This window comes from Trichocoleus sp. FACHB-591, assembly GCF_014695845.1.
Taxonomy (GTDB): Bacteria; Cyanobacteriota; Cyanobacteriia; order FACHB-46; family FACHB-46; genus Trichocoleus.
In genome coordinates this window covers 32,893-48,386 of the sequence record NZ_JACJPA010000099.1, presented here as the reverse complement: position 1 = coordinate 48,386, position 15,494 = coordinate 32,893, and the positions used below count along the sequence as shown (strand labels likewise).

General features: G+C 49.0%; 8 protein-coding genes. 6 read left to right on the top strand and 2 right to left on the bottom strand.

Annotated elements, in window-relative coordinates; translation table 11 throughout:
- The first annotated feature begins 134 nt into the window (after positions 1 to 134).
- A complete protein-coding gene (locus tag H6F90_RS19545) occupies positions 135 to 2,012 on the top strand; it encodes a GGDEF domain-containing response regulator (RefSeq protein WP_190553945.1) in 1,878 nt (625 codons plus the stop codon).
- A 73-nt stretch (positions 2,013 to 2,085) separates the two neighbouring features.
- Here H6F90_RS19545 and H6F90_RS19540 read toward each other — a convergent pair whose 3' ends face one another.
- On the bottom strand, positions 2,086 to 4,572 hold the full coding sequence (locus H6F90_RS19540; RefSeq protein ID WP_190553944.1) for an ATP-dependent Clp protease ATP-binding subunit: 2,487 nt from the start codon (positions 4,570 to 4,572) through the stop codon (positions 2,086 to 2,088).
- Positions 4,573 to 4,842: 270 nt separating this feature from the next.
- On the opposite strand from H6F90_RS19540, the gene H6F90_RS19535 reads away from it, so the two are divergent.
- Positions 4,843 to 5,796 (top strand): PHP domain-containing protein, encoded by a 954-nt coding sequence (locus tag H6F90_RS19535; protein ID WP_304941007.1) that lies wholly within the window; start codon positions 4,843 to 4,845, stop codon positions 5,794 to 5,796.
- A 34-nt stretch (positions 5,797 to 5,830) separates the two neighbouring features.
- Here H6F90_RS19535 and H6F90_RS19530 read toward each other — a convergent pair whose 3' ends face one another.
- Positions 5,831 to 6,631: an SDR family oxidoreductase gene (locus tag H6F90_RS19530; protein ID WP_190553943.1), complete on the bottom strand. Its 801-nt coding sequence runs from the start codon at positions 6,629 to 6,631 to the stop codon at positions 5,831 to 5,833.
- 663 nt (positions 6,632 to 7,294) lie between these two features.
- On the opposite strand from H6F90_RS19530, the gene H6F90_RS19525 reads away from it, so the two are divergent.
- The 4 genes from H6F90_RS19525 to H6F90_RS19510 all read left to right on the top strand — a co-directional run bounded on the left by H6F90_RS19525 (position 7,295) and on the right by H6F90_RS19510 (position 15,489).
- Positions 7,295 to 8,989, top strand: coding sequence for a hypothetical protein (locus H6F90_RS19525; protein ID WP_190553942.1), 1,695 nt, complete (start codon positions 7,295 to 7,297; stop codon positions 8,987 to 8,989).
- 102 nt (positions 8,990 to 9,091) lie between these two features.
- Positions 9,092 to 9,664 carry a DUF11 domain-containing protein gene (locus H6F90_RS19520; RefSeq protein ID WP_190553941.1) on the top strand — a complete coding sequence of 191 codons (573 nt, stop codon included), beginning with the start codon at positions 9,092 to 9,094 and terminating at the stop codon, positions 9,662 to 9,664.
- A 196-nt stretch (positions 9,665 to 9,860) separates the two neighbouring features.
- Positions 9,861 to 11,378: a DUF11 domain-containing protein gene (locus H6F90_RS19515; RefSeq protein ID WP_190553940.1), complete on the top strand. Its 1,518-nt coding sequence runs from the start codon at positions 9,861 to 9,863 to the stop codon at positions 11,376 to 11,378.
- Positions 11,379 to 11,589: 211 nt separating this feature from the next.
- Complete coding sequence (locus H6F90_RS19510) at positions 11,590 to 15,489, top strand: TonB-dependent receptor (RefSeq protein ID WP_199296045.1); 3,900 nt, start codon at positions 11,590 to 11,592, stop codon at positions 15,487 to 15,489.
- Positions 15,490 to 15,494: the final 5 nt, after the last annotated feature.

Below are 15,494 nucleotides of genomic sequence, written 5' to 3'. Positions count from 1 at the left end.
CTTGAATCTAGATTAAACGTTTCTAGAATTTATGAATGAAATTACGAAGAAGCACTGTGATGATTGCTAATCACGGCACCGCTTATAGCAGCTAATCAAGCTAATCAAAGGGAAGTGAGAAGGCAAAAATCGTAATGAATGCTACCCAGACTGAGCCTATTCCAGCAGACATTCTTGTTGTAGACGATACCCCAGAAAATCTACGCCTTCTTGCCACTATTTTAGCTAAGGAAGGATATAACGTTCGCAAGGCCCTTAACGGTTCAATGGCGCTCACGGCTGTACAAACTGTGCAGCCAGACTTAATTTTGCTGGACATCATGATGCCCGGAATAGATGGGTATGAAGTCTGTTATCGCTTGAAAAGCAATCCACAAACAGCCAGAATTCCCATTATTTTCTTAAGTGCCTTGAGTGACGGTCTTGACAAGGCTAAAGCGTTTGATGGTGGCGGTGCAGACTACATTACTAAACCCTTTCAAGTCCAAGAAGTTTTGGCAAGGGTGCAGAATCAACTGACCTTAAAAGCTGTTGAACGCAAGAACGAGGAACTACAGGCTCAATTGGAAGCTAGGGTCAAAGAGCGTACCCATCAACTAGAGACGGCGAATCAAGAGCTACAGCGAGAGGTCCAAGAGCGACAACAGCTCCAAGCAGAACTGCTAAAAATGGCCCTCAATGATGTGCTGACAGGTTTACCTAACCGAGCTTTATTTATGAAGCGGCTGGAGAAAGCCCTCCATCAAGCTCAGACAGATGTAGCGTATCAATTTGCGGTTTTGTTTCTTGACTGCGATCGCTTCAAAGTAGTCAATGATTCTCTAGGGCATTTTGTGGGGGATGAGTTGCTAGTGGCGATCGCCCGTCGTTTAGAGCAATCCCTGAGTTCCCAGCACACGCTGGCTCGCTTAGGTGGAGACGAGTTTGCTGTGCTGCTGACAGAGGTAGACGACCTCAATAGTGCAACTCAAGTGGCCGACCAGATCTTGGCTGCTTTAGCTCAGCCGTTTCAACTGGCTCGGCATGAGGTGTTTATCAATGCCAGTATTGGCATTACCCTCCACCAACCCGGATATGAGAAACCTGAGCACTTGCTGCGTGACGCAGACACGGCTATGTATCGAGCCAAAGCGCTAGGCAGAGGACAACATCAAGTTTTTGATCCGGTCATGCATACGAGGGCGCTCCAGCTTTTGCAGCTAGAAACAGACTTGCGCCGCGCCATCCAACAGCAAGAGTTTGTGGTCCACTACCAACCCATTGTTGAACTTAACCATAACCAACTGGTGGGGTTTGAGGCGTTAGTTCGTTGGCATCATCCTCAGCACGGCTTACTGTCGCCGGCAATCTTTATTCCAGTCGCAGAAGAAACAGGCTTGATTACTCAGATTGGTCATTGGGTGTTGGGAGAAGCTTGCCAACAACTTTGCAAGTGGCAACAAGGTAATCTAGATGGTCTGAATCTCTCGATCAGCGTTAATTTATCCGCACGGCAAGTCGCTCAACTCGACTTAGTTAAGCAAATAGATCAAGTCTTGGCCGACACTCAAGTCAATCCTCAGGCGTTGAAACTGGAGATTACTGAAAGTGTGATTATGGAGAATCCTCAATCTGCCAGCGTCATGTTTCAAGAACTGCGAGAACGACAGATTCAACTTAGCATTGATGACTTTGGCACTGGTTATTCTTCTCTGAGTTACCTACACTCCTTTCCTCTGAATATTCTGAAGATCGATCGCTCATTTGTGCAGCGGATGACAGATAGCTCTGAAGGCTCAGGGTTGGTGCCTCTGATCATCAACATTGCGCATTCCCTAGGACTCACTGTAGTCGCTGAAGGCATTGAGACGGCTCAACAACTGGCTCAGCTTAAAGCGCTCAATTGTGATTGTGGTCAGGGTTATTTGTTCTCTAAGCCTTTGACGGTGGAACAAGCAACTGAGCTAATTGTTAAAACGCCTCCCTGGTTAGACTCGGACGTCAATTCAGTGCCTTTAGCTGAAATTATTTAGTCAGTTGAGCAGCATAAAAAAGTCCCTGATTCTAGAACCAGGGACTAAGTGTAAAACTGAGCCTAAAGAGGTTTTATGCGATCGCTTCAGCTAGAGCAGGTGCTTCTGTCTGACTGACTTGGACTTGGCCGTCTTCGTCAACATCGACTAAGGCGATCGCGCCACTATGGATACGGCCTGACAGAATCGCTTCGGCCAAGGCATCTTCTAGCAGGCGAGTGATGGTTCGACGTAGCGATCGCGCGCCATAGGCAGGGTTGTAGCCTTCTGCCACTAAGCGATCTTTCATCCGCTCCGTGATTTGCAGGGTAATGCCCTGTTCCTCAGTGAGGCGAGTCGAGAGTTCGCGCACCATCAGATCCGAAATTTGCTTCACTTCCTCACGAATGAGTTGACGGAAGACAATGATCTCATCTAGACGGTTGAGCAGTTCTGGACGGAAGTACTGCTTCAGTTCCTCGTTGAGGAGGGATTTCACGCGGTTGTACTGCGCTTCGGCTTGAGTCTCGGTTGCGAGATCGAAGCCAAGACCGCCACCACCTTTCTCAATCACGCGGGAGCCGATATTCGAGGTCAAGATCAGCAAGGTGTTTTTGAAGTCTACGGTGCGACCTTGAGAATCGGTCAAACGACCATCTTCGAGGATCTGCAACAGCAGGTTGAAGACATCGGGATGCGCTTTCTCGATCTCGTCAAACAGCACGACGGTGTAAGGCCGACGACGCACTGCTTCGGTGAGCTGACCACCTTCGTCATAACCGACGTAGCCCGGAGGCGAGCCAACCAGCTTGGAGACGGTATGGCGCTCCATGTACTCAGACATGTCGAGGCGAATCATCGCGTCTTCGGAGCCGAAGAAGTAGGCAGCTAGAGCCTTGGTCAGTTCTGTCTTACCGACTCCGGTAGGGCCAGAGAAGATAAAGCTCGCGATCGGACGATTGGGATCTTTGAGGCCCACTCGTGCCCGACGGATGGCGCGAGAGACTGCCGTTACTGCTTCTTCTTGACCAATCAAGCGCTGGTGCAACGTATCTTCTAAGTGCAGCAGCAACTCGGATTCTGACTCAGTCAGCTTGTTGACAGGGACTCCTGTCCAAGAAGCCACAATCTGAGCGATGTCCTCCTCATCGACGACCGGACGGCTAGAGAGCGCATTATTGACTTGCTTCTCAGTTTCCGTGACCGATTGAATTTCAGCTTCCAAAGCGAGTTCGCGATCGCGCAGTTGACCCGCTTGGTCAAAATCCTGAGCCGCAACTGCCGCATTCTTGTCCTGAGTCACTTGCCGCAACTCTTGCTTCAGCGCTTTGGTGGCTGAAGTTTTAGAGTGGCTCAAGCGCACTCGTGAACCTGCCTCGTCAATCAGGTCAATGGCTTTGTCGGGCAAGAATCGATCGGAGATGTAGCGATCGGCAAGCTTAGCGGCTGCTTCTAGCGCCAAATCGGCAATAGCGACTTTGTGGTGTTGCTCATAGCGATCGCGCAGTCCGTGCAGAATCTCAATCGTTTCGTCAACAGACGGCTCACCGACCATAATCGGCTGGAAACGACGCTCTAACGCAGCATCTTTCTCGATGTGCTTGCGATACTCATCTAGGGTGGTGGCACCAATGCACTGGAACTCACCACGGGCTAGGGCAGGCTTGAGCAGGTTGGCCGCATCCATGCCGCCTTCCACGCTACCCGCACCCACCAAGGTATGAATTTCGTCAATCACAAGAATGACATTACCCGCTTGTCGCACTTCCTCGACAATGTTCTTGAGGCGTTCTTCAAAATCTCCGCGATAACGAGTTCCAGAGACTAAAGAACCCATACTCAAGCTGATCACCTGCTTACCAAACAGAGTATCAGGCACAGCATGATCAGAAATCCGTTGAGCTAGACCTTCGGCGATCGCGGTTTTACCGACACCGGGTTCCCCGATTAGAACGGGGTTGTTCTTGGTGCGACGACCCAAAATTTGCACTGCCCGCTCAAGTTCTTTCTGGCGGCCAACCATCGGGTCAAGCTTGCCATCAATCGCCATTTGAGTCAGGTTAGTACCAAACTCTTCCAAAGTGCGGAGCTTGCTAGGACGCTTGTCAAAGCCGTTTTCTTGAGGACGAGCTGCCGCTACTGCAGGAGTATTGCCAATCGCTTCTATAACCCGCGATCGCACTTCATCTTTGTCAATGCTCAACCGCTCCAAAACCTTAACCGCAACTCCTTCGCCATCACGGATTAAACCCAGCAATAAGTGTTCCGGGCCGATGTAGTTGTGCCCTAACTGGCGAGCTTCTGCCAGAGCTGCTTCAAAAACTCGCTTGACTTTGGGGGTAAAGGGCAGTTCAGCAGGTACAAAGCCAGACCCCCGACCAATAATCTTTTCAACTTCAGCCCGAGCGTCTTTGAGGCTAACACCCAGGTGTAGTAGGACTTTAGCGGCAATTCCCGTTTTTTCGCCAATCAGTCCTAGGAGAATTTGCTCGGTTCCCACGAGGTTGTGTCCCAGACGACGTGCTTCTTCCTGGGATAACATGACTGCCTTAATGGCCTTTTCTGTAAAAAGTTCGAACATGGTGAGTTTCCCTTACCGAGCGATTTCGGCTGCAAATAAAACGGCTGCACCGAGCAGTTCAGTAGATGGTTTAGCAGGGCTAGAAATGGTCAACATCAAGATCCGCATCTACTAACGCTCCAGTCACTCAGCCAGTAATCCAACAGGCAATCACCTCCAAGGAAAAGTAGCCTGTATGAAGTTTTGTTGATTTCCTTAGACTTACTGTAACGCTCCCTTACCCCTCTCGTGGTGAGGAGAACCGAAGGTGTAACCGGGTAGTTGCCGCCTATGGTCACTACTCCAACCCGACCCAGAAGACGTTATACTCAGCGATCGCGCCTCATCATCTCTAAAGAACCTTGGAAGCAGTCGATCGCTGTTGATTTAGCCGACAATAGAAAGATGCTCGAATTACATTGTCATACCACTTTCTCCGACGGTACGCTTACTCCCACAGAGCTAGTGGAGCTAGCCGCCAAAACGGGAGTCCAAGCGTTAGCCATCACTGACCACGATACTTTAGGCGGTTGGGACGAAGCCTTGGCTGCTGCTCCCACCCATGACTTAGAAATTGTGCCTGGGCTAGAACTCAGTACTGTGCATTGCGATCGCTCTCTACACATCTTAGGCTTCTACCCAGACCGCGACAAATTAGCAGCACCTTTAGCAGAGCGCTTAGCAGGTCGCAAGCGGCGGGCCGAGAAAATGGTAGCTAAGCTCGCCGAACTAGGCTACCCGATTCAGCTACCCCACCTCGGAGAAGGCATGGCTCCGGGTCGCCCCCATATTGCCGCAGCCTTAGTACAAGCTGGGCATGCTCCCTCTGTGCGGGAAGCGTTCGATCGCTGGTTGGGAGATGACAAGCCCGCCTATGAACATTACGAGAAATTCTCGGCGATCGATGGCATTCAGTTATTACGCATGTGTGATGCCGTTCCGGTGTGGGCACATCCTTATCTATTCCGAGGTGGAGAGGTAGAAGAAACGCTCCCCGGATTAGTCGCAGCAGGTCTAATGGGCATAGAAGTCTATCATCCGAACCACAGCCTGAAGCAATCGCGGAAGCTAGAGAAGCTATGTATTCAGTATGGGTTACTGATGAGCGGTGGCAGTGACTTTCATGGCCCCCACCCCGACAGCAAGAATTCAAACAACACATCCTTAAATAGTTTGCGGATCTCCCTCTCTCTACTTCAACCCATCAAGCAAGCTGCATCCAACCTCCGTCAGCCAAAGAGTTAAAGCGGGATGGAGCGATCGCCCTCATCCAATCTCTTTATTGGGTTCGAGCTGCATTAGCGGCTAGGCGATCGACTAAGTTGGGTGCGACTAACTTTAACCATTGCCCCACTTTGCCTTTCAGCGTCATCACCTCTTCCCGCTGTCGTCGCTCCATCGCGCGGATAATCTGCTGCACACATTCCTCTACAGGCATCGTATCTTTCCCCTCGTCCCTGGGACTATGTCCTAAAGGTTTACCATCTGCACCTAAAGCCCGTTCGCGGATATCCGTAGCAACAAATCCTGGAGAAACCACCAAGACATCTACGCTTGTTCCTTGCAGTTCAATGCGGAGCGTGTCAAAGAATCCTTGCATGGCATGTTTACTCGCCACATATCCCGATCGCGTGGGTACTCCTTGCTTACCGCATAGCGAAGAGATCGCCACTAACAATCCTTTGTTGGCTTTTAGATAAGGCAGTGCATGATAAGTACAGTAGACGGCACCTAAATAATTAACTCGCATTACTTGCTCAAAAATAGAGAGGTCTGTAACCTCTTCAAATCGAGCGATCGCGCCGATACCAGCATTATTCACAAGGATGTCAATTCCGCCAAACTGCTGAACGGATTCATCAATTAAACGTTTGCAAGCATCCGGGTCAGTTACGTCTGTTGGAACTGCGATCGCGCGTCCTCCTTGTTGTTTGCAGGCTTCTACAGTTTCTGTCAGAGCTACCTCATTCCGAGCAGCTAAGACTAAGTTGGCTTGCTGTTGGGCCAGCGTAATTGCGAGTGCTCGGCCAATTCCATCTGAAGCACCTGTAAGGATAACTGTTTTGTGATTAAAGCGCATAAGTAAGGGTGCATTTCAAAAAGATCTAAAGGCATCCTACCGCGCAAAATCTAGCTCGGTTAAGTTTTGTATCCAGAGGCAATGGCCCGAAAGGGTTTTATTGAAATCAAAATAGTAGAATTACTGGCTTTAGATTTTGAAGATAGGGTCAGCAGCCTTCAAAGAGATGAAAATACTTAAATCCGATTGTTTGTATAGCCTGCAAGTTAATAACAAATTAACAGTCATAGTAGCTTTTCTATTTATTTCTTAAGCTGTTTCATCTCGATTAAAAAATCCTTATTTACACTGATTTTGATTCATAAAGCCTATGCACTGAGAGAGTCTTAACTACTTTAAGAGCTTTGCATATTGTGCTGAGAAGACATACGCTATTCTGCTGAGTCGTTTTTTTGATTTACAGCGAATACTAGTTTTTAAGGTTCCTAGAGCAGAAAGCTTTAAGTTGATGATTGTACTTAAAAGTTCAGGTTATCTCTTTGAAGTTGGTGTGAATTACTGATACTTAAAGCCTAGTATTTTGGCTAACTGTTAATAACATCTCTGCTTAAGCTTGTAGTCAAGAGAATAAGAATTCTAGCTTTCCAAGGTTCCCGCAGTCTTCCACATCCTGGTCAAAAGGATTAGTCAAAGTAATACAAGAGGCATTATCCAGTGAAAAGAGTGAAGTCGAACAATAGAACTAGCGTCAAGCCTAAATTTAATTACCGCTCCCTAGTTGCAGGATTGTTTATTGCAGGTGGTGTGTTTCAACTGGTTACTCCGGTTCTAGCAGCTCCCGCAGCAAACACAACGATCAGCAACACAGCAACTGCGAGCTATACAGATCCAAGCACTGGCACGACTCTCAGCGCTACCTCCAACACTGTTACCGTGACAGTAGCCGAGGTTGCAGGTATTGATGTCAGCGCTTTAAATACTCCTGGTTCTGCTCAACCTGGTGGCACGCTTAACTACGACTTCAAAATCACCAACACTGGTAATGACCCCACTCGGCTCGTATTACCTAGTACTGCAAGCATCACTGGTACAGGTGCAGCAGGCGCATCTATCAGCCAGATCATCACCGCTGGCGCTGACGGCGTATTGGGCAACGCAGATGACCAAACTATCGCAGTTGGTGGTGCTCCATTACTGACTGGTTCAATCGCGGCTAACGGGATTATTAATGTCCGAGTTGTCCTTGCGATCGCCGTTAATGCTGCTCCTGGAACGGTTACGGTGGAATACGGTAAATCTGTCGATCCTGCCAGCACCAACCAAGTGTATGCAGCTAATGGAGCTTTAGACATCTACACCAATGACAACACTGATCCGAGCACTGTGCCTGGTGAAGTAGCAGGTGCTCCTGTCAATGGCACTCGCGAAGATAGCGCCACTCTAGATGGTGTGATCGGTAACGTCGCTGGTGTCCTGAATGGAACGAATGGCAATGCGGCTGCTACAGGTGATGGCACCAATAACAACACTGACTTCACCAACAAAGCTGTGGCACCGACCGATAGCAAACCTGGTAGCACTGCTAACGATCCAGGCGTAGTCACCTTCACCAATACGCTCAGCAACACTGGTAATGCTCCTGCTACCTTCCTGTTACGCCCTAACGCACCAGGTAGCACTGTACCTGCTGGAACCACGGCAACTATTACTGCGGGAGGTACAACTGGAACCTTCACTTGGAATGGTACTGCTTGGACTGGTACACCAGTTACTGTAAGCGTCGCTCCTGGAACGCCTGTTAACTACACAGTTACTGTAGATTTACCTGCTGGCACGAAGCTCTCAACTGATCTCACAACTCCAGGTGATCTCACAAGCCCGACTGCTGCTGTGGTTGGTGGCTATGCAATGCCTATCCTCGCCTTTGTAGATAGCAACAATGATGGAATTGCTCAGGTAACAGAGCCTCAAAACCTCACGATTGAGCGCACTTATCTAGGTTATGTAGCAATGTACAAAGAAGCTCAAATCCTAGAGGCTGATGGCACCACCGTTGTTCAAGCTTTCACCACAGATGCTACTGCTTTAACAGGCAAACTCACGCCAGGACGTATTGTTGAGTATCGGATTTCCTACAAGAACATTTCCGAGACTGCTGCGGCCACCACGGGTAGTTCCATTCTCAATGCCACCAATCTCCAAATTGTAGAGGATGGCACCACAGGTGGTAACAACTGGGCGCTCGACCAAGATGGAAATACCATCATGGATACAGTTCACGTTTCTGGTATTGATGCTGGTGGAACAATTGTTACGACTGGTACTGATCCCAACATCACCAAGTATGTAGACACTATTTCTTCCCTAGCACCTGGTGCATCTGGCAAACTCGACATTCGTCGCAAGATGAGCAACTAAGCTCCGTTAGTCAAGATTGGGGCACTTTAAGTGGAGTGTCCCAATCACCTCTCCCTTCCCCCATCTCCCAACAAGTCCCTCACACTACTGCGAGAATTAATTATGAAACGCTCCTCTCTCATCGGTTTAAGTGCGATCGCCCTCGTTGCTTCCATTCCCTTCGTTAACGAACTACCTGTATCCGCTAGTTGGCTAAATCCTGGTACTAAGATTGCTCAAAACAATCAACGTCAAGCTCAGATGCAATTAGTTCTGAGCGCTGACAAAAAAATTGTGCAAAAAGATCAGCAAGGTAAAGAGAAAGTTACCTGGGAAGCGCTGAAAGGCAATGTAACCGTGCAGCCAGGAGACGTGCTTCGTTACACCTTGACTGGCGAAAACAAGAGCGATCGCCCCATCAAGGACCTCAAGCTAAACCAGCCTGTGCCTCAAGGCATGGCTTATGTCATGAGTTCGGCAGCAATCAGCCCTAACGCTGGAACTCAAATCACCTATAGCATCGACCAAGGCAAGAGCTTTGTAGCTCAACCCCAAGTGTCAGTCAAGCAAGCTGATGGCAAAGTCGTCATGAAGCCCGCTCCCGCTGAAGCTTACACCAATATCCGTTGGACAATTGGCTCAGCAGTGGGTGCCAAGAGCACTCTGAAAGCAACTTACCAAGTCAAAGTTCGCTAAGAAAAGCTTGAGGGTGATCGCTCTACACTTTCAGACTCGCCCTCAAATTTCTCTTTTTATCTCTTTTATTTAAAGCTTTCAAATTATTTCATATGTCCAACAAGCAGTCAGAGAAGTTTACAACTGACTGCACAGGGATACTTGTGCCTTTGCGATCGCTACCCCTTCTGGGCTGACAAGGAGATCCGTTACTGTGATGCCACTTTCCAAAAAACATATATTTTCACTTAAAAACTGGAGCCAGTGGGCAGTTGCGATCACGGTGGCAAGCAGCTTACAACATTCACTTCCTGTTCTGGCTAAAGGCATTACAACGACTCAACTCTCTAACCAAGCCAGCTACACCTATAGCGATTCTGTTACCCAAAAAACCTTTCAAGGAAATTCTGCCCCAGTTAGTACCAGCGTTGATCGCTTAGTTGATCCCTTTGGGCGTATCCGTGGCTGTGCTGGAGAGACGCTGAGCAGCTACGACGGTTTCAGCCTGGGAATTTATGAAACGAATCCTGGCGATCCCACAGGTGCAAGCTTAAACGGTTTGGTATCGCTAACCAAAACTGAGCTGCCTGATATTGCCAACAACGGTATTCCTGCTGGTATTGCACCCAATAGCGAAAATAATAATCCTTTCTTTTTTACCGATAGTGATGAAGGAACCTACAATTTCCTTCTTGATCCCAAGCGTGGGCAGATAGATGTAGGTAAAGCTTACATTCTCGTCATTAGTCCGCCAGAGAATACAGGTTATAGCCAGCGTCGTATCCGCATCATCATTACTGCCCGCACCAACGATACTGTCTCTTATACTGCTACATCATTAGATGGTAAACCCATCAGTAGCACTGACAATCGCTCCTCTGTGAGTGAGACTATTAATATTCAAAATGCGGAAGGTGCAGGCTTAGTCTTAGCGCTGCTCGATGTTGATGTTGACATATGTCAGTCTCAAGGCGTTCAAATTATTAAAACAGGCGATCGCGCGGCAGCAGAGCCAGGAGACACCGTTATCTATCGGCTCTCGGTCAAGAATTTGGCGACTGCGGCAATTGACAATGTCGTGATTACAGATACTCTCCCAGTTGGGTTCAACTTCCGACCTGACTCAGTTCGCGCTGAAATTGCCAACCAACCAGTTGCAGTCACAACGAACCAGAATGGCTCAACTGTTACCTTTCAGCCCAATGTTTCCTTACTGCCTCAAGCTGACAATCAAAGTGCGGTTCTCAACATTGCCTACGCCGCTGTTCTCACACCTGATGCGGTACGTGGCACAGGTCTCAACTCTGCGGTTGTCAGTGGCGATCGCGTTGATAACCGCCAAGGTGTGAAAGATGGACCTGCCACTCATCGCCTCCGGATTCGTTCTGGTATTTTGTCCGATTGTGGCACCATCATTGGTCGCGTCTTCGTAGACAAAAACTTTGATGGCGAACAACAACGAGGTGAACCAGGTGTTCCCAATGCTGTAGTGTTCATGGATGATGGCAACCGTATCACCACCGACCCCAACGGCTTGTTCTCCGTTTCTAATGTGATCTCTGGTTATCGTACTGGAGTGCTGGACCTCACGAGCGTCTCCGGTTACACCTTTGCCCCCAATCTCTATGTCAAAGAACGCAATAGCCAATCTCGCCTAGTGCATCTACAACCAGGTGGCTTGGTCCGAATGAACTTCGCAGTGACCCCAGCTTCCAGCGAAACCAAAAACCAGTGAATATACTACTGCTCTCACAGGGATAAGTTAAAAGGCTGACAACAGTCCAGTAAAACAGCGCAAGTGTTTAGAAGGCTTAAATCTTATCTTAGGGATATCCAGTTTTTCCTACCGCACATAGCCGAGTTTCCCAGCCTGAAACACTCCTAGTTATCTGCCAGCTCTGTAGGAAATCTTTATTTCACAAACCTCTATCCGCTGTGAGCAAGAGATGACTACGAAGCCTACAGGTTCTAAAATTAACGCCCTAAAGCTTGGTTTGCTCGGAGCTATCACCGGAACTGTAGGTCTAATTGGGTCTCCCTTGGCTGCCCAAGCAAGCACAGAATTTGAGATTCCTCTTCCAGAGGCATCTATACAGCCAGTTACTATTTCTTCAGGCAATGAAGCGCTTCACCCTCTAATCTTCTCACCTCAAGTATCAGATAACTTAATTACGGCTCAAGCGATCGCTCCCGTTGCCACGACTCCCGATGCCAAATCAGAGGCTTCAGAGGCTACGGCTGCTACTGAGACTGCCTCACCTTTGCCAGCGACCACGACTCCCAGCGCTCAAGCATCACCAGTTCCAGACAATACTCCCGCTTCTGCCTCAGAAAGCAACAACCAGACTCAGCCAGCTCTTGAAACTACGCCTGAAAGTGCTCCGGCTGATGTCGCTCCTGCGGTTACACCTACCCCTACTACAACTCCTGAGAATGTCAGCTCTGCTGCTCCTGTAGCTCCTACAGAAGTCAAGATTCTCACGCCTACGACCAACACAGTTCTAGATATCCCTGCGACGACAGTAATTCTGCAATTTGTGGAAGGTACACAGGTACAACTGCAAGCAAATGGAGCGACTGTTAGCACCACCTCAGTTGGGCGCACAGAAACAGATACCAAAACTCGTATCATCACCCAAACTTGGTATGGTGTGCCCTTGAAAGAGGGAGACAATACCATCACCGCTCAGCCTACCACCAATGGAGTTGCTGGTATTCCCGTGGCAGTTCAGGTACAAGTTCGGGGTAGGGCTACCCAGCTGAGTATACAGACGGTTGAGACTCGTATCCCTGCGGATAGCCGTTCTACCGCTACAGTGCAAGGACAATTACTAGATGGCAAAGGTAACCGTTCTAATCGAGATGCGATCGTTACCTTAAGTACTAGCGCTGGAGAATTCGTTGGTGCCGATGCGAAAACCGATGAGCCTGGGTTTCAGGTACAAGCCCGTCAAGGCCAGTTTACAGCCAACTTGCGCTCCAGCTTACAAGCTCAAACAGTAACAGTCCGGGCCAATATTGGTGAGTTAGAAGCTTTTACCCAACTTCAATTTGAAACGAATCTGCGTCCCTCGATCGCAACAGGTGTAATTGATGTGCGGTTGGGCAGACGAGGCAGCGACTACTACGGCAGCTTCCGCGATTATCTCCCTCGTGATGGCGATAACTCTACAGAGCTAGATGTGCGTGGGTCTGTATTTGCCACTGGTAAGGTAGGCGATTGGCTCTTTACTGGAGCTTACAATAGCGATCGCAACCTCAACCAAACCTGCGATGCTAACAGCCGCCTATACCGAGATACACAGTTTTGTGAGCAGAACTATCCTGTATATGGTGATAGCTCTCGTGTTGATAACCTCACGCCTTCTAAAGATAGCCTGTACTTGCGGGTTGAGCGCTCCGCTAAAATTGCGGGTGCCGCTCCCGACTATGCCATGTGGGGTGACTATAACACCAACGAGTTTTCTACCAAATCTCAACAATTTACTGCGTTCACTCGCCAACTGCATGGCTTCAAAGCCAACTACAACATCGGTGATCTGCAAGTAACTGGCTTCTACGGCAACAACGTCGAAGGCTTCCAAAGAGATACGATCGCACCCGATGGCACCAGTGGCTACTACTTCCTCTCTCGTCGCTTGTTGGTCCCAGGTAGTGAAAATGTCTTTATTGAGCTAGAAGAACTGAATCGTCCTGGCACAGTGCTCGATCGCCAGTCTCTCAACCGAGGCCCTGACTACGACATCGACTACGATCGCGGTTCTGTCATTTTCCGCAAACCCATCCTCCGGACTGATATTAGTGACGAAGGTGAGGTATTGGTTCGTCGGATTGTCGTTACTTACCAGTATGAAGGTCAAGGTACCAGTAACATCTACGGTGGCCGAGTTCAATATCATCTAGACCGTACCCTCAATCATGAAAGCTGGCTCGGTGCAACTTATCTCAAAGAGAACCAAGGAATCAGGGATTTTGAACTCTACGGAGCAGATGCCCTCATCAATCTAGGTTCTAAGGGACAACTAATTGCAGAATACGCTCATTCTAAAAACGACTCTGAAGTGATGGGCAAGGTGAGCGGTTCAGCTTACCGTTTAGAAGCTCAGGGAGAAATCGCTAAAGGCATTCAAGGCCGAGCTTATTACCGAGCAGCTGACCCAGGATTCGCTAATGATGCCACGATTAGCTTTGTCCCTGGTCAAACTCGTTACGGCGCTCAGGTTACAGGCAAGCTCTCCGATACCACCAACCTCCGGGCACAGTACGACCATGAAGATAACTATGGCGTTGCGCCCCGTTCCCTCGATACCTTAGAAGATTTGTTTGCGCCTCGTTCTACCGCCATTCCTGGTAGCCAGGTGGATAATTCTCTCACCACAATCTCAGCTGGCATTCAACAGAAAATTGGCAAATCTGATCTCACAGTAGATTGGATTCACCGCGATCGCGAAGATCGTCTCTATCCTGATCTCAGCGGCACTTCTGATCAGTTGCGTTCTCGCGTGACGGTTCCTATCGCCAGTAACCTCACTTTCCTAGCCCAAAACGAGATGACTCTTTCAGGCAAGGTAGATAGCGTCTACAACGATCGCACCCTTGTCGGTCTGGATTGGAAGCCGATGCCTGGAGTCGATGTGCGTCTGGCTCAGCAATTCTTTACTCGGGGTCAATATGCTGGAAATTCCATTACCAGCTTGGATGTCAACAGTTCTTACAAGCTCGGTTCTGACACCACCTTGACCGGACGTTATTCTTTGCTAGGTGGCGCTGACGGCATGAAGATGCAGGGCGCAGTGGGCCTCAACCAGCGCTGGAACATTGCTCCAGGTCTCCGCATGGATCTAGCTTATGAGCATGTGTTTGGTAACTACTCGCGTCGCACGGCTGCGGGCTCTCAGTTCCTTCAGCCCTTTGCATCAGGCCAGAGTGCTTCTTCTCTAGCATTGGCTTCTGGAGATAGCTACAGTGTTGGTTTAGAATACACTGACAATCCTAAGTTCCAAGCGAGTGCTCGTTACGAACACCGCTCCTCCTCTGAAGGCAGCAATACTGTAATTTCTGCGGCTGCCACAGGCAAGATCACTCCTTCTCTCACCGCTTTAGTTCGCTACCACCAAGCGAGTGCTGCTAACCAAAAGTTATCTGATTTGGGAGATACCAAAGATCTAAAAATCGGTTTGGCTTACCGTGATATTCATAGCGATAAATTCAATGCGCTGTTGCGCTATGAGTATCGCCAGAATCCTTCCATAATTCCAGATTCTCTCTTGCTAGGCAATGGCACTGGTTCTGAGGAGCATCTCCTCGCAGCAGAAGCGATCTACGCACCGAACTGGCGCTGGGAGTTCTATGGAAAATATGCGTTTCGTCATAGCTCCACCTATTTGGCTAAAGATTTAGTGGGTACTAGCAGTGTCTCCCTCGCCCAGCTCCGAGCCACCTACCGTTTAGGCTACAGCTGGGATGTGGTTGGAGAAGCTCGCTGGATCAATCAACCCAACACAGGCTATAGCGAAACTGGATTCAACATTGAGGCAGGCTACTATATGACTCCCAACTTGCGCCTAGCAGCAGGATATGGATTTGGCCGTGCTAGCGATCGCGATTTCAGTGGTTCTCGCTCAGTGGATGGTCCTTACCTCGGCCTCACAGTGAAACTGAATGAATTGTTTGATGGTTTTGGTTTACAGAAAGCACCTCAGCCTCAGCAACAGCCCCAAACTAAGCCAGTTGCCTCACATTCTTCTAGTCATTTAGCGCATACAACTGCAACCTCGGAAACAACATCTACAACATCCGAATTAGTTCCGGCTGCATCTGCAACTGTTAGTGGTAGTGGGGAATGATAAAG